The sequence below is a fragment of the Pseudogemmobacter blasticus genome, from assembly GCF_003071405.1.
GTDB lineage: Bacteria > Pseudomonadota > Alphaproteobacteria > Rhodobacterales > Rhodobacteraceae > Pseudogemmobacter > Pseudogemmobacter blasticus.
Window position 1 is genome coordinate 1,025,159 of the sequence record NZ_CP020470.1, and the last position, 15,155, is coordinate 1,040,313.

Here is a 15,155-nt window from a genome sequence, read left to right on the forward strand (position 1 = left end):
CCATGACCAAACCCACCGACAACCCAGCCGATCCGTTCAAGAAGGCGCTTGCCGAGGCGACGCGCACCATGGCGGACGACCCGGAGATGACGGTCTCCTATTCCGTCGATCCGCCGGGCATGAACAAGGAAGGCATCCGCCTGCCGCAGGTCTCGCGCCGCCTGACCCGGGACGAGGTGTTGCTGGCGCGGGGCACGGCCGATGCCTTCGCGCTGCGCCGCAAGTTCCATGACGAAGGCGTGTCGGGCCGCTATGCCCCCACCGGGCAACTGGCGCGCGACATCTATGACGCGATGGAAACCGCCCGCTGCGAGGCGATGGGGGCGCGGGAAATGCCCGGCACCGCCACCAATATCGACGCCAAGATCGGGCATGAGGCCGACCGCAAGGGCTATGCCCAGATCACCAGCCAGCAGGATGTGCCGCTTTCGGTGGCGGCGGGCTATCTGGTGCGCAATCTGGCCACCGGGCGCGACCTGCCCGCCGGCGCGCAGAACGTGATGAACCTGTGGCGCGGCTTCATCGAGGATCAGGCCGGCGGCACGCTGGAAACGCTGGACCATGTGCTGTCCGATCAGGCCGCCTTTGCCCGGCTGGCCCGCAAGGTGATTTCCGACCTGGGCTATGGCGACCAGCTTGGCGACGATCCCGACCGCCCGGAAGAAGACGATCTGGGTGACGAGGCCGAGGAAGACGAGGACAGCCCCGAGTCCAACGGCGAGGAACAGCAGGACGGCGACGAGAGCGAAGCCGCGCCCGAACGCAGCCAGGACGAACAGCAGGATGAATCGCAGGCGCAGGTCTCGACAGAAGACAGCGCCGACATGGAACAGGGCGATGAAACCGAGATGCCCGACGGCGAGACGCCGCTGGAGCCGCCGCCGCCCGCGCCCTATTCCGATGCCGACCCGAACTACACCGTTTACACGACCGACTTCGACGAAGAAATCAAGGCCGAGGATCTGGCCGAACCGGCCGAACTGGAACGGTTGCGCGCCTATCTGGACCAGCAGCTTGACCCGCTGAAAGGCGCGGTGGGGCGGCTGGCGAACAAGCTGCAACGCCGCTTGCAGGCGCAGCAGAACCGATCCTGGCTGTTCGATCTGGAGGAAGGCATCCTGGACGCCGGCCGTCTGGCCCGCGTGGTGGCCAACCCGACGACGCCGCTGTCGTTCAAATGGGAAAAGGACACCGAGTTCCGCGACACCGTGGTGACGCTGCTGCTGGACAATTCGGGGTCCATGCGCGGCCGCCCGATTTCCATTGCCGCGATCTGCGCCGATGTGCTGGCGCGCACGCTGGAACGCTGCTCGGTCAAGGTCGAGATCCTGGGGTTCACCACCCGCGCCTGGAAGGGCGGCCAGAGCCGCGAACGCTGGCTGGCGCAAGGCCGGCCGCAGGGCCCGGGCCGCCTGAACGACCTGCGCCACATCATCTACAAATCGGCCGATGCCCCCTGGCGGCGGGCGCGGGCCAATCTGGGCCTGATGATGAAGGAAGGGCTGCTGAAGGAAAACATCGACGGCGAGGCGCTGGAATGGGCACATCGCCGGATGCTGGCCCGCCCCGAGGCGCGCAAGATCATGATGGTGATTTCGGACGGCGCCCCGGTGGACGATTCCACCCTGTCGGTCAATCCGGCCAGCTTCCTGGAAAAGCACCTGCGCGACGTGATTGCCATGGTCGAACGCCGCAAGGCGGTGGAACTGATCGCCATCGGCATCGGCCATGACGTGACGCGCTATTACCAGCGCGCCGTGACCATCACCGATGTCGAGCAACTGGCCGGCGCGATGACCGAACAGCTTGCGGGCCTGTTCGACAAGGACCCGCGCGCAAGGGCCCGGATGCTGGGCATCCGCAAGGCGGGCTGAGGGGGCTTTCGCCCCTGTGCGCCAGCGGCCGTCGCGCCGGAGATTTGCAGAAGGGAAAGCCTGACCGTGTTCCAGACCTTCGACAGCCCAGCCTCGCCCGAACAGGGCCCGCCCCGCTTGGCAGCCCTGCGGGCCGCGCTGGCCGCCGAAGGGCTGGCCGGGTTCATCGTGCCGCGGGCTGATGCGCATCAGGGCGAATATGTCGCCGCGCGGGATGACCGGCTGCAATGGCTGACCGGCTTCACCGGATCGGCCGGCTTCTGCGTGGTGCTGCCCACGGTGGCCGGCGTCTTCATCGACGGGCGCTACCGCACGCAGGTCAAGGCGCAGGTGGACCTTGCCGCCTATACGCCGGTGCCCTGGCCCGAGGTGAAGCCCGGCCTCTGGATCGCCGACCATCTGGCGGCGGGCGATGTGGGCTTCGATCCCTGGCTGCACACGGCGGACGAGATCGACAAACTTCGCGCGACACTTGAAGATTGCGATGTATCCATCAGGTCAACAAGAAATTTTGTCGATTCCATATGGCCGGATCAGCCCGCCGCTCCGCTGGGCCGCGCCTTCGTGCATCCCGATGCTCTGGCGGGCGAAAGCAGCGCCGACAAGCGGGCCCGTCTGGCCGAGGGCTTGCGCAGCGCGGGCCAGCGTGCCGCCGTCCTGACCCTGCCTGACAGCCTTTGCTGGCTTCTGAACATCCGCGGCGCCGATGTGCCGCGCAACCCCATCCTGCACGGCTTTGCCATCCTGCATGACGATGCGCGCGTCACCCTGTTCACCGACGCCGCCAAGATCGACGAGACGGTGCGCGCCCACCTTGGCCCGCAGGTTACCCTGCGCCCGCCCTCGGCCTTCGTGCCGGCGCTGCATACGCTGCAAGGCCCGGTGCGGGTGGATCGCGCCACCGCCCCGCTGGCGGTGTCGGACGAGTTGCGCGAGGCAGGGGTGGAAGTCGCCTGGGGCGATGACCCCTGCCGCCTGCCCAAAGCGAAGAAGAACGCCGCCGAGATTGACGGGATGCGCGAGGCGCATCTGCGCGACGGGGCCGCGATGGTTGAATTCCTGTGCTGGCTGGATGCGCAGCCCCCCGGCAGCCAGACCGAGATTTCGGTGGTGCGCGCGCTGGAAGGCTTCCGCCGCGCCACCAACGCGCTGCATGACATCAGCTTCGACACCATCAGCGGCGCCGGCCCCAACGGCGCCATCATGCATTACCGCGTGACCGAGGAGACCAACCGCCGGGTAGGCCCCGATGAGCTGCTGCTGGTCGATTCGGGCGCGCAATACCCGGACGGCACCACCGACATCACGCGCACCATTGCCATGGGCCACCCCGACCCCGATGCGATGGACTGCTACACCCGCGTGTTGCAGGGGCTGATCGCGATTTCCCGCGTGCGCTGGCCCGTGGGCCTGTCGGGCCGCGACCTGGACCCGCTGGCGCGCTTTCCGCTGTGGGTTGCCGGGCGCGATTTCGACCACGGCACCGGGCATGGCGTCGGCGCGTTCCTGTCGGTGCATGAAGGCCCGCAGCGGCTGAGCCGCCTTTCCGAAGTGCCGCTGGAACCCGGGATGATCCTGTCGAACGAACCGGGCTATTACCGCGAGGGCGCCTTCGGCATCCGGCTGGAAAACCTGATCGTGGTGCAAGAGGCCGCAAAGGGCGCCGACGCGCATCGCCGCCAGCTTGCCTTCGAGACGCTGACCTTCGTGCCCTTCGATCGCCGCCTGATCGACACCGCCCGCCTGTCGCCGGATGAGCGTCAGTGGCTGAATGCCTATCACGCCGCAGTTCTGGAAAGGATCGGCCCCCGCCTGTCGGAGGCCGCCCTGCGCTGGCTGCAAGCCGCCTGCGCGCCGCTTCAGGCGGCCGCAGCGGTCTGACGAATCCGCTCGACCATGGCGCGCAGCCCGTTCGACCGCTGCGACGACAGGTGATCGTTCAGCCCCAGCCGGCCCAGTTCGGCCGCGGCATCGACGCGGGCAACCTCGGCCACCGGCAGGCCGGCATAAAGCGCATGGAGAATGGCGATCAGCCCGCGCACGATCATCGCATCGCTGTCGCCCTGAAAGTCGAACCGCCCACCCTCGATCTGCGGGCGCAGCCAGACCTGGCTGGCGCAGCCATCCACCTTGTAGGCCGGCACGCGGAAACTGTCGTCCAGCGGCGGCATCGCCTTGCCCAGGTCGATGACATGGCGATAGCGGTCCTCCCAGTCGTCCAGGAATTCCAGCGTCTCGGCGATGTCTTCAAAGGCGGGCGTGGCCATGGCAGTCTCCTTCGTCTTCTTCAGGTAGTCCCCCGCGCCGCCAAGGTCCAGACCCGGAAACGGGCGCTTTTCAAAGCGCGCCCGGTGCGCTAGCCAGTGGTCAGAAGATGGAGACGCCCATGAACCGCCGCACCTTCGCGCTGTCGCTGTCGCTGGCCCTTGCCGTGGGCGGTTGCGCCCGCGTGCGCAGCAGCAAGCTCAACCCGTTCAACTGGTTCGGCCGGTCCGAACCGCGCGAGCAGGTCGCCCTGCCCGCCGCCCCGCAGGATGCGCGCAACCTTGTCGGTGAAGTGGTGTCGATGGCGGTCGAACCGCTGCCCACCGGCGCCATCGTGCGCGCCACCGGGCGCACCCCGACCCAAGGCTGGTGGAACGCCGAACTGGTGGCGCAGCCGGTCACCGAAAACGGTCTTCTGGTGCTGGAGTTCCGCATCCTGCCTCCGGTGACCCGGACCGATGTGAACCTGCCCCAGTCGCGCGAAGTGACGGCGGCGCTGTCGCTGTCGCAACGCAAGCTGGAAAACGTGCGCGAGATTGTCGTGCAAGGCCAGTCGAACGCCCGCAGCTCCCGCCGCTGAGGTTTGCAGCGCCCACGGGCGGGGGCGCTGCCCCGCACCCCCGGGATATTTCGGGACAGATGAAAGGGCATGGGCCACCCTGTCTTTCATCTGTCGAGAAATATCCCCGCCGGAGCAACATCCCGAGCCGGTTGCGCGCAGAGGCGAGAAGAAGGGTGTGCGACCGCGCCTTGCGCGGGCGCTCCGCAAGGTCGCGCTGCGGTCAGAGCCGGACGACGCGCACTTCGGTGCCTTTGGCCGACAGGGCAATCTCGCCGCGGCACAGGCGCAGCGCATCGTCGCCAAAGGCTTCGCGGCGCCAGCCTTGCAGGGCGGCCCCGTCGCGACCGCCCGCGGCGATCGCATCCAGATCGGCCGACGAGGCGATCAGCCGCGGCGCCACGCCCAGTTGTTCGGCCTTGGCCTTGAGCAGCACCCGCAGCAGATCGGCCAGCGCGCCGTTCACCTGGGGCGCATCGCCCTGCGATTCGACCTTGGGCATGTCCTCGGGCCGCATCTCCAGCCCGCGCTTGACCGCCGCCAGGATGCCTTCGGCGATCTCGGGCTTGCGCCCTTCGCGCATCAGCAACCGCGACCGGCCCAGTTCTTCGGCGTTTTGCGGCCGGGTCGAGGCCAGTTCCAGCAGCGCATCATCCTTCATCACCCGCGATCGGGGCACGTTCTGGGTTTGCGCATAATGTTCGCGGAACCGCGCCAGTTCCTTGACGACCGCCAGGAAACGGCCCGAGCTGGTGCGGGTCTTGATCCGCTGCCAGGCGTCATCGGGGTGGACGGTATAGGTGGCCGGGTCGGTCAGGATCGCCAGCTCTTCCTCGACCCAGGGACTGCGGCCGTTCTTGCGCAACTGGTCGGACAGCCATTCGTAGATCACCCGCAGATGGGTGACATCGGCGATGGCGTAATCCTTCTGCGCCTCGCTCAGCGGTCGGCGCGACCAGTCGGTGAAGCGGCTGGTCTTGTCCAGACCGGCCTTGGCAATCTTCTTGACCAGCGTCTCATAGCCGACCTGTTCGCCAAAGCCGCAGACCATGGCCGCGATCTGGGTATCGAACAGCGGCTTCGGGAACACGCCCCCTTCGACGAAGAAGATCTCCAGATCCTGCCGGGCGGCGTGGAACACCTTGACCGTCGCCTCGTGGCGGAACAGGTCATACAGCGGTTCAAGGCTCATCTCGGCGCCCTCGATCGGGTCGACCAGAACCGCCTCGCCTTCCTTGCCGGGCAGCGCCATCTGCAGAAGGCACAGCTTCGACCAGTAGGTCCGCTCTCGCAGGAACTCGGTATCGAGGGTGACGTAGGGGCCCGCCTTGGCGGCCTCGCAGAAGGCGGCAAGGTCTTCGGTCGTGGTGATCGTGCGCATGGGCGTCTTTCGTCCGGGTTCGCGGGGGTATCCCGCCATCCCCGCTATAGGCGCGGCGGGGCGGGATGGGAACCCTCTCGCCGGTGTGCAGGGCCGCATTTCGCGGCCCCGGCGACGGATTTCACACAAGTTCCGCCAGATCGGCGGCGGCAAAGCCCTTTGCCCCTGCCCCGGCCTGCACATGGCGTACCCAATCCGGGTCGCTGATCAGGGCGCGACCGACGGCGATCAGGTCGAACTCCTCGCGCTCCATCCGGGCAATCAGCTTGTCCAGCGGGCTTGCCGGCGCGCCTTCGCCACGGAAGGCCGAGAAGAATTCGCCGTCCAGCCCGACCGAGCCGACGCTGATGGTCGGCTTGCCGGTGATCTTCTTCGCCCAGCCGGCGAAGTTCAGCCCGTCCTCGCCGTCGATCTCGGGGAATTCGGCCACCCAGAACTTGCGCTGCGAGCAATGGAAGACATCCACGCCGGCCTCGGACAGCGGACCAAGCCAGTCTTCCATCTCGGCCGGAGTCCGGGCGAGACGGGCGGTGTAATCCTGCTGCTTCCACTGCGACAGGCGCAGGATCAGCGGGAAGTCCGGCCCGATGGCCGCGCGGGTGGCCTTGACCACCTCGACGGCAAAGCGGGCGCGTTCCCGGATCGTCGCGCCGCCCCAGCGGTCCTGCCGGACGTTGGTGCCATCCCAGAAGAACTGGTCGATCAGATAGCCATGCGCGCCGTGCAACTCGGCCACGTCAAACCCCAGCCGCCTGGCATCGGCCGCAGCACGGGCATAGGCGGCGATGGTGTCGGCGATGTCTTCCTCGCTCATCGCGCGGCCGCGGGCATCGCCGGGGCCGACCAGTCCCGAGGGGCTTTCGACCGGCAGATCCGGTTCCCAGCCGGCGCGGGTTGATCCGGTATGCCAGATCTGCGGTCCCATCCGGCCGCCGGCGCCATGCACCGCGTCGATCACCGATTTCCAGCCCGCAAGCGCCGCCTCGCCATGAAACAGCGGAATGTTCGGCAGGTTGCGCGAGGTGGGGCGGTCAATCACCGTGCCTTCCGACAGGATCAGCCCCACCCCGCCCGCCGCCCGGCGGCGGTAATAGTCGGCATTGCGGGCAACCGGGGTGCCGCCCTCGGTCATGTTGCGTGTCATGGGCGCCATGACGATGCGGTTCTTGAGGTCCAGGCCCTTGAGTTGGAACGGGCGGAAAAGCACATCGGTGCCACGGGTCATCACAATTCTCCTTTTCGCGGATGCGGCATAGGTATATTCTGGAAACCTGGTGTCAATTAGGCACCTGAAAGACACCAGGTCACCCGGAGGTAACCGCATGAACATGCTGCAAACCGCGCAGCCCGCCACCTCGGTCTGGAACAGTTCCTGCATGGCGCATTTCCATGCCGAATGTCCCACGCGCGAACTGTTCGACCAGATCGTCGACAAATGGTCGGTCATGGTGCTGGCGGTGCTGGAACACGCGCCGCAGCGGTTCAACGCGATCAAGCGGTCGCTGGAAGGCGTGTCGCAGAAATCGCTGACCCAGACCCTGCGCCGGCTGGAACGCAACGGTCTGGTGCATCGCCGGGTGCTGGCAACGTCGCCCGTGGCGGTGGAATATGCGCTCAGCGATCTGGGCTGCACGCTGCTGCCGGCCTTTCGGACGCTGTATTACTGGGTCAAATCCTCGATCCCTGCGGTCGAGGCGGCGCGGGCGGCCTTTGACCGTGCGGCCGCGGAATGACGGGCTGGACGCCGGCCCGCGCCTTGTGGTTCGCGGGCGGGCTGGCGGCGCTACTGCTGGCGCTGGTCGGCGTGGCCTTGCCGCTTTTGCCCACCACACCCTTTGTCATTCTGGCCGCCGCCTGTTTCGCGCAATCCTCGCCCCGGCTGCATGACTGGCTGCTGGGGCATCGCGTCTTTGGTCCGGCGATCCGGGACTGGCGCGATCACCGGGCGATCCCGCGCAAGGGCAAGATTGCCGCCGTAATCGCCATGGCTGCCGCCTTCGGCCTTAGCGTTGCGTTGCGGCTGGCGCCATGGGTTCTGGTGGCGCAAGGCACGGCGCTGGCGGTCATGGCGGGCTGGATCGTGACCCGCCCTTCGGGACCGCGCACCTAACCCAGCAAAACCGGCGTACGGTCGCCTGCCGCAAAGCGGCGCAGCACCGCCGGATAAAGCCGGTGTTCCTGCACCAGAACCCGCGCGGCCAGACTGTCGGCGGTATCGCCCGGCAGGACCGGCACCCGCGCCTGGCCAAGAACCGGCCCTGCATCCAGATCGGCCGTCACCTCATGCACGGTGCAGCCGGCCTGCGCATCGCCTGCGTCCAGCGCGCGCTGATGGGTGTGCAGGCCCGGATAGGCGGGCAGCAGCGACGGGTGAATGTTCAGCATCCGCCCCGCGAGCCGCGCCACAAAGGCCGGCGTCAGCACCCGCATGAAACCGGCAAGGCAGACCACATCGGGGCTGGCCGCCAGCAAGGGCTGCAAAAGGGCGGCTTCAAACGCCGCGCGGTCGCGGCCGAAGGGGCGATGATCCACCGCCGCCACCGGCACACCCAGGGCGCGCGCCTTGTCCAGCCCCGAGGCGGCAGGATCGTTCGACAGCACCAGCACCGGCCGCGCCGGATGATCGCCGGTCATGCTTTCGACCAGCTTCACCATGTTCGACCCGCCGCCCGAAATCAGGATGGCAACGCGCCGTGGTGCGGCTGTCACAGCAGGCGGCCCTTGTAGATGACGCCTTCGCCTTCCACGACGCGGCCAATCTCGGTGACACTCTCGCCCGCCTCGCGCAGCACCTGCGCCAGGGCCTCGGCCCGGTCGGGCGCGGCGACCACGATCAGCCCGATGCCGCAGTTGAAGGTCTTGAGCAACTCGGCCTCGGCCATGTTCGCGGTGCTGGCCAGCCAGCGGAACACCGGCGGCAGGGTCCAGGACGACAGGTCAATCTCGCAGGCCAGACCTTCGGGCAGCACCCGCGGCGGGTTCTCGGTCAGGCCGCCGCCGGTGATATGGGCCAGCCCATGCACCCCGCCCGCCCGCACCGCCGCCAGCGCCTGCCGGACATAAAGCCGCGTCGGCGCCAGCAGCGCCTCGCCCAGTGTGCCGGACGAGAACGGCGAGGGCGCGTCCCAGCCCAAGCCCGACAGTTCCACCACCTTGCGCACGAAGCTGTAGCCGTTGGAATGAACCCCGCTGGACGCCAGACCCAGCAGCACATCCCCCGCCGCCACGCCGCGCGGCAGGTCTTCGCCCCGTTCCATCGCACCCACGGCAAAGCCGGCAAGGTCGAAGTCGCCCTTGTGATACATTCCCGGCATTTCCGCCGTCTCGCCGCCGATCAGCGCGCAGCCCGAATCGGCACAGCCCTTGGCGATGCCCTCGATGATGCGGGCGGCCTGATCCACCTCCAGCTTGCCGGTGGCGAAATAGTCCAGGAAGAACAGCGGTTCGGCGCCCTGACAGACCAGATCGTTCACGCACATGGCCACCAGGTCGATGCCGATCGTGTCCACATTGCCGGTGTCGATGGCGATCCGCAGCTTGGTGCCGACACCATCGGTCGCCGCGACAAGAACCGGGTCGGTGTAGCCCGCCGCCTTGAGGTCGAACAGCGCGCCAAAGCCGCCAAGCCCGCCCATCACGCCCGGTCGGCCGGTCGATTTGGCGGCCGGCTTGATGCGGTCGACCAGACGGTTCCCGGCGTCGATGTCCACGCCCGCATCGGCATAGGTCAGCCCGTTATGCCCCGTCTTTTCCTTGGTCATCATGCCCGCTCCTGCCATCGACCCGCCGTCGCGGACGCCTTACGCGTTTTGCCCGCAAGGCGCAACAAAGCGGCGCAGTCCCCGGGCGTTTCCGCCCCTTCGACTTGACGCTTCGGCCGCATCTGCTACCCAAGTCGGCAGCGTGGGCCTGTAGCTCAATGGTCAGAGCTGGGCGCTCATAACGCCTTGGTTGGGGGTTCGAGTCCCTCCGGGCCTACCACCCCCGCGTCAGTCGCATTTGTTTTCAGGTGCTTACGCGGCATTTTGTCAAACCTGCCCAGCAGGTTTGACAATTTTTGTTCTCTCTTCGTCCGCTGCAAGCTGCCTTTTCAGGGCCTCGCGGGCGAGTCCGAGACGGTCGGCAGCCTGAATATAGGTCTGCACTTCCTTGAGATTCTTGTGGCCTGAGATAGCCATGATCTGCGGCCCGGTGCATCCGGCCTCAGCCAAGCGACGGCAAGCCGCCTTCCGCAAACCATGCGCCGAAAGCCCATCGGGCAGCCCGGCTTCCGTCACCCGGTCCCGAAACCAATTCCCAAACCCGGCCACGGCGAAGGGCTTGCCGTATTCCGTCAGAAGGAACGTCATGTTCTTCTTGGGCAGCGCGTCCAGCGAAGCCCGAAGAACGGGGTGCAGCGGGATTTCAACCTCGGTTCCGGTCTTGGACTGGCGAAGGGTAAGCACCCCGTCCCGAAGATGCTGCAAGCCCATGCGCACAACGTCAGCCCGGCGCTGCCCGGTGTAAAGCATGAGGTCCAGCGCCAGCCGGGCGCGGCTTCCGGTCGGGTGTTTGTCGTAATACTTCTGGATTTCGGCCTCGGTCCAGGTGCGATAGCCCGATGATCCGGTGCGCAACTTGCGAATGCCCAAGGTTGGGTCATCCGGGCGCATCCCGGTTTCAACGGCATGGCGCATCAGAATCTTGATTGTCTTGAGCCTATTGTTGGCAACGGCGGGCCGATCTGCCAGCTTGGCTATGATCGCCTTGACGTGTTCCCGTTTCAGCTTCGCAACTGTCTTGTCGCCGTGCTGTTCACGAAAGGGTTCAATTGTGCTGCGATAGGTTCGCTGGGTGATCGGCTTGAGATTGAGAAATTCCGCTGAGCGATAATAGCTGACGACAAGGGCAGCAACGGTGCCGGGTGAGGTCTTCGCGGCCCCTGCCCCTTCCGTCTGCACCCCGCCCTTGGTAGCAGCCTCATATGCCGCCATGAATTCGGGACTCCACGGCAGGCCGGGAAGTGCAACACGGTCAAAGCCGGGACGGCGGAAATACCAGCGCGACCGCCCATGCCGATCGAGGAAGCCTTGGCAATACTTCGGGGGCTTGCGCATCATCGCAGCACCTCATTCCATTCGTTACCTGTGTCGACACTCTCCGTCGACACGCCGTCTCCCGGCAAGCAATCAATTGCGGCGTCCAGCGCCCGCACATCCCACAAGACGCGCCCGTAGACCTTTTTCGGGCCGGGCATGATACCGTCGCCCATCATGCGATCAAAGGTAGTCGGGGACACCCCGGCATAGGCAGCCGCTTCCGGGCGCGACAGAAGCCGCGCAACGGGAAGGGGTAAGACCTTATGACGTGCCGGGGTGCCCATAGTCGCCTCAGAACGCGCCCGAGAGCCGCACTTTAACGGTGCCGGTGCTGGCAGCGACGGACTCGATTGCCACGCCCAGCTTGGTATTGCCGCTGGCAGTCGAGGTGACGAGTCCGTTGCCCGAGTTGTAATAGACCGGAACGCCCGGCCCCGCGTAGGCTTCGCTGGCAACCTTGGGCAGTTCAAAGACTCCCATCGTCACGATGTCGACCTTTTCACCGATAGCAGCTTTGCCAGCCGCAACGCCGATGATGGAACCGGCTTGCACGATACCGCCCGAGACAACCGCCACAGGGGCGGCAATGGTGATCGTGTCACCCTTTTGAACGTAATTCTTGGCCATGATTACACGCCTTTCGAGGTTTGGAATTGAACGGTGGACGGGCGATGACCGCCCGTAAGGTTGCGGATTTCAGCGTCCAGGCTGGCGAGTGCCGCCGCCAATTCGCTATGAGAACGGTAGCGGATCATTTCCCCGCTACTGTCCTGCACCATGAGCGCCCCCGAGAATTTGGCATCCATGAGCCGTTCCCGGTAAGCCTCAAGTTGGGCGAGGGTCACGGCCATCACGATTCCTCGGAACGGAACGCGCCGCGCCAGTCGAGCCAGCCGCAGCCGAAATCGAGGAAGGCCCGGTATTTCAGCCCAAGAGTATCCCACGCCTCTTGCCGCTGAATCTGGACGCCTTGCGCCGCGCTCAGATAGGCATACTGGATCGAAGGCACGGAAGCCGGGTCTGCCAGCAGATACCACGCATCGCCGGTCAGCCGGGGTTCGACAACCAGCGTCAGCTTGATCGGCTGCACGTCATCCGTGGTCGCGGCATAGATCGTCGCCAGCAGCTTTTCCGCGTCCGTTTCCAGATCGGGCGAAACCACCAGATACTTCGGCACGGCATTGATGATCGTCTTGCCGTCCAGCCCCTTCACGGTGCGCATATGCTTGCGGGCAGCCGTCAGGGCAGCTTCCGACAGGACCGGCAGAAGCGCCGCCGCCGTGTTGCCGCGCGAGGCATGGAAGACCGCCGTGCCGTCGCTCAGGTTCGGATTGCCCGTGAACAGCTTTACCAGTTCTTCGGCTTCCGTCTGCGCAGCGGCTTGGCCCATCGCGGCAGTCATGTCGCCAAGGAGTCCAAGGTCATCGTCGATCAGCAGCTTGCGGCTGACGTTGATCGCGCGACCGAAGGTCTTGAGCGCCATCGTCTCGCCCGCTTCGGCGCGGTTCGTGTGGGTGAATTCGCCGTCTTCGGTCATTTCCTCAAGACGGCCCATTTCCCCGATGCGGATCGAGGTCGACGTTTTGAAGTTGGGAAGGGTCCGTTGACGCGCCAGAGCCTTGAGTGGGGACTCCGCTGCCTTGTAGGCCTGGGCCGCGACCTTGCCCATCGCGTTGCTGACCACCAGCGGGAAGTCGGACGTGCCAAGCGAACGGTGGAACACTTCATCCGCGCTCATGCCACGGGTCGACACACCCGAACGAGTCAAGCTTTCGGCTGCCAGATCACGCAGGCTCATGCCCACGAATTCGCGGCTGGCATCGGGCAGTTCGCCCCCGGCCATGCGGAACGCCAGTGCATCGGCGGCGCGGGTCTGGATTTGCGCCGGATCGTCATTCGAGCCGGTCACGCGGATCGTCGGGACGGTGCGGCCCCGCTTCTGGATTTCATCGAAAGCAGCCGCGCGCGCCTCGGTCACGGTGGCGTCCGCGTCAATCTGAGCGTCAGCCCATTCGGCAGGCAGACCAGCCGCGCGGGCAATGGTGCGAATTTCGGCGCGGTGCTGCACCGAGTCATTCTGGTTTTCATCAAGCATAGGGGTTTGGCCTCGGAAGGTTGCGCCGGAATCGGCAGGGACAGGGACGGCGGAAACTTCAAAGATCGCCCACGCCGCCGCCGTGCGGGTGCGCGATTTCGTTTGCGGGTCCGTCCCCTCAGACCAGCGCGTAACCTTGTATCCGACAGACACGCCTTTCAGGGTGCCTTCGCGGATGCGTTCGACAACGGGGGCAGCGTCAGCCGCGCCGCTGAGACGGATCGAGGCGACAAGCTGGCCCCCTTCCATCCGGTGCGCCGTGACAGTGCCGATAACGTCGCGGGCAGAACCCTGGCGGTGCCCGTCCAGGACGGGTGCGCCCACCAGCCGCGACAGGTCCAGCCCGGCAGGGTCCAGCCGTTCCAGATACGCGCCACGGGCATCGCGGCGGGTCACATCGGCAAAGGTGGAAATGACGGCATCAACCGTCAGCCCATCCGCATTGAAGGACTCAGGCTGAAAGTCTGCCGCGCGGTGAAGCATGTTCATTGGGTGACTTCCTTTTCGGTCTTGGCGTCCCAAGGTGCCTTGGGCAGCGTGATCGGGGCTTTCGAGCATTCTTGCGCCATCCAGCGCCGCAGCCCGTTTGTTAGGCTGATCGGCTTAGGCTTTTTCATCACCCCCGCCCTGTTGCCCATCGGCGGCGCGTTCCGCGTCAAGGTCATCGAGGTTCCAGCCGCGTTCAGCGACCGCCTTGCGGCGCGAGGTCAGCCCGGCTTCCAGTTCGGCAACCGTCGCCTGAATGTCTTTCAGCGGGTCGACTTGCAGCGGGCGCGGCGGAAGCCATTCAGCGGTGAGATACGCAGCCGGGTTGCGCTCGAAATCGGGGGCATCCAGTTCGCCCGACAGGACGCCATGCGCGATGACCTTGCGCCAGACGGGCGCGAGAAACTGCGGAACAAGGGTGCCATACTGGATTTGTTCAACGCGGGTGCGGAAGGGCAGCAACCCCGCCCGCAAGCTGGAATAGTTCGCCCCCGTCAGATCGCCCGAAAGCAGGTGATCGGGCAGCCCAAGGCCAGCCGCCAACTGCCGCAGATTGAGTTTCAGGAAGGCTTCCACCTGTTGCAGTTGGCCCGGCGTATTGAATTTCACGTCCTGCCCGACGCCAAGCCGCCGCAGCGCCCCCGGCTCAAGGCTCACGTCGCCTTGATCGTCATAGGCATCGGTCGACGTGCCGTTCATGTCGGTAATGAAGCCGGTGTGCATCGCGGCAACCTTGGCCCCGACAAGCAGGGCATCGCAGAGTTGATCGAAGTCGCCAGCAGGCAGGATGACAGTGGCAAGCCAAGACACGCCCCGCACCTGTCCCGGTGCCAGCGGCTTGAAGACGTGCAGCACGGAAGCGGCATCAAGGCGAACACTCTGCGATTGCGCGAAAAGGTTGCCGGGCTTTTCCGGCACGATCCAATAGGCCAGCCGCTTGCCGTTCGGGTCCAGTTCCACGCCCGAGAAGATCGAACGCCCATCCGACAGTTCGCCGGTCTTGGCCTCGTCCAGAAGATCGGCGGGAATAATCCGCAGGCGCGGCCCGTCTTCGGTGTCGAGGATTAGTGCGACCGCTTCGCCCGCCTTGACCATCGAGTCAGCAAGAATTGCCTGCATCCCCCAAAAGTCAGTGCGGCACTCACTGTCAGCAGCGCCAGCCCATTCTTCAAAATACGCATTGATCGCTTTCCGTTGTTCTGGGTCCGGGTGTTTCGAGGTCGGCACGATCCCGGCCCCGACAAGCGCGCCGGTCCAGTTGGCGCAAGCCTGCGAAATCCACGGGTTGTTCAACGCCAGATAGGACGCCCGCGACCGCAGCGACGGTGCAGCCGCCGCAACCTCGGGATTGATCCGCCCGAATTGCCCCATGCCAGAGGAGCGACGGCCCCCGGCTGCCCCGTCAAAGCTGCGAACA

General features: G+C 66.0%; 16 protein-coding genes and 1 tRNA gene. 6 read left to right on the forward strand and 11 right to left on the reverse strand.

Annotation, left to right across the window (positions count from 1 at the left end):
- Positions 1 to 2: 2 nt before the first annotated feature.
- Both cobT and B6K69_RS04955 read left to right on the forward strand, forming a co-directional pair.
- Positions 3 to 1,874, forward strand: coding sequence for a cobaltochelatase subunit CobT (cobT, locus tag B6K69_RS04950; protein WP_108642996.1), 1,872 nt, complete (start codon positions 3 to 5; stop codon positions 1,872 to 1,874).
- A gap of 66 nt (positions 1,875 to 1,940) precedes the next feature.
- Entirely contained in the window at positions 1,941 to 3,755 is a 1,815-nt protein-coding gene (locus tag B6K69_RS04955) for an aminopeptidase P family protein (RefSeq protein WP_108642997.1), read from the forward strand.
- Here the strand turns inward: B6K69_RS04955 and B6K69_RS04960 are convergent.
- Complete coding sequence (locus B6K69_RS04960) at positions 3,734 to 4,141, reverse strand: SufE family protein (protein ID WP_107673432.1); 408 nt, start codon at positions 4,139 to 4,141, stop codon at positions 3,734 to 3,736. The genes B6K69_RS04955 and B6K69_RS04960 overlap by 22 nt on opposite strands.
- Before the next feature lie 119 nt (positions 4,142 to 4,260).
- On the opposite strand from B6K69_RS04960, the gene B6K69_RS04965 reads away from it, so the two are divergent.
- Entirely contained in the window at positions 4,261 to 4,719 is a 459-nt protein-coding gene (locus B6K69_RS04965) for a hypothetical protein (protein ID WP_228156810.1), read from the forward strand.
- Between the two features lie 202 nt (positions 4,720 to 4,921).
- Here B6K69_RS04965 and rnd read toward each other — a convergent pair whose 3' ends face one another.
- Together rnd and B6K69_RS04975 are read right to left on the reverse strand one after the other, a co-directional pair.
- The gene (gene rnd / locus B6K69_RS04970) at positions 4,922 to 6,079 is read right to left on the reverse strand and encodes a ribonuclease D (protein WP_107673431.1); all 1,158 of its coding nucleotides are present in this window, start codon (positions 6,077 to 6,079) and stop codon (positions 4,922 to 4,924) included.
- 121 nt (positions 6,080 to 6,200) lie between these two features.
- The gene (locus tag B6K69_RS04975; RefSeq protein ID WP_108642998.1) at positions 6,201 to 7,304 is read right to left on the reverse strand and encodes an NADH:flavin oxidoreductase; all 1,104 of its coding nucleotides are present in this window, start codon (positions 7,302 to 7,304) and stop codon (positions 6,201 to 6,203) included.
- Positions 7,305 to 7,401: 97 nt separating this feature from the next.
- Between B6K69_RS04975 and B6K69_RS04980 the strand changes: the two genes are divergently transcribed.
- Both B6K69_RS04980 and B6K69_RS04985 read left to right on the forward strand, forming a co-directional pair.
- Complete coding sequence (locus B6K69_RS04980) at positions 7,402 to 7,812, forward strand: winged helix-turn-helix transcriptional regulator (RefSeq protein WP_228156811.1); 411 nt, start codon at positions 7,402 to 7,404, stop codon at positions 7,810 to 7,812.
- Positions 7,809 to 8,189 (forward strand): YbaN family protein, encoded by a 381-nt coding sequence (locus B6K69_RS04985; protein ID WP_108642999.1) that lies wholly within the window; start codon positions 7,809 to 7,811, stop codon positions 8,187 to 8,189. Before B6K69_RS04980 ends, B6K69_RS04985 begins: the two co-directional genes overlap by 4 nt.
- Here B6K69_RS04985 and purN read toward each other — a convergent pair.
- Both purN and purM read right to left on the reverse strand, forming a co-directional pair.
- Positions 8,186 to 8,734 (reverse strand): phosphoribosylglycinamide formyltransferase, encoded by a 549-nt coding sequence (purN, locus tag B6K69_RS04990; protein ID WP_236939023.1) that lies wholly within the window; start codon positions 8,732 to 8,734, stop codon positions 8,186 to 8,188. The two genes, B6K69_RS04985 and purN, sit on opposite strands and share 4 nt — an antisense overlap.
- Before the next feature lie 50 nt (positions 8,735 to 8,784).
- Complete coding sequence (purM, locus tag B6K69_RS04995; RefSeq protein WP_418260334.1) at positions 8,785 to 9,840, reverse strand: phosphoribosylformylglycinamidine cyclo-ligase; 1,056 nt, start codon at positions 9,838 to 9,840, stop codon at positions 8,785 to 8,787.
- A gap of 144 nt (positions 9,841 to 9,984) precedes the next feature.
- Between purM and B6K69_RS05000 the strand changes: the two genes are divergently transcribed.
- A tRNA-Ile gene (locus tag B6K69_RS05000) sits at positions 9,985 to 10,060 on the forward strand.
- Between the two features lie 47 nt (positions 10,061 to 10,107).
- Here the strand turns inward: B6K69_RS05000 and B6K69_RS05005 are convergent.
- The 6 genes from B6K69_RS05005 to B6K69_RS05030 form a co-directional block, all read right to left on the reverse strand.
- Positions 10,108 to 11,178: a tyrosine-type recombinase/integrase gene (locus B6K69_RS05005; protein ID WP_108643002.1), complete on the reverse strand. Its 1,071-nt coding sequence runs from the start codon at positions 11,176 to 11,178 to the stop codon at positions 10,108 to 10,110.
- 270 nt (positions 11,179 to 11,448) lie between these two features.
- On the reverse strand, positions 11,449 to 11,784 hold the full coding sequence (locus tag B6K69_RS05015; RefSeq protein ID WP_108643004.1) for a DUF2190 family protein: 336 nt from the start codon (positions 11,782 to 11,784) through the stop codon (positions 11,449 to 11,451).
- Between the two features lie 2 nt (positions 11,785 to 11,786).
- Complete coding sequence (locus B6K69_RS05020) at positions 11,787 to 12,008, reverse strand: phage head-tail joining protein (RefSeq protein ID WP_108643005.1); 222 nt, start codon at positions 12,006 to 12,008, stop codon at positions 11,787 to 11,789.
- Positions 12,008 to 13,741, reverse strand: coding sequence for a prohead protease/major capsid protein fusion protein (locus B6K69_RS05025; protein WP_206340544.1), 1,734 nt, complete (start codon positions 13,739 to 13,741; stop codon positions 12,008 to 12,010). Before B6K69_RS05025 ends, B6K69_RS05020 begins: the two co-directional genes overlap by 1 nt.
- A complete protein-coding gene (locus B6K69_RS18535; protein WP_257791676.1) occupies positions 13,738 to 13,869 on the reverse strand; it encodes a hypothetical protein in 132 nt (43 codons plus the stop codon). The genes B6K69_RS05025 and B6K69_RS18535 overlap by 4 nt, the downstream gene beginning before the upstream one ends.
- The gene (locus B6K69_RS05030; protein ID WP_108643006.1) at positions 13,856 to 15,109 is read right to left on the reverse strand and encodes a phage portal protein; all 1,254 of its coding nucleotides are present in this window, start codon (positions 15,107 to 15,109) and stop codon (positions 13,856 to 13,858) included. The genes B6K69_RS18535 and B6K69_RS05030 overlap by 14 nt, the downstream gene beginning before the upstream one ends.
- Positions 15,110 to 15,155: the final 46 nt, after the last annotated feature.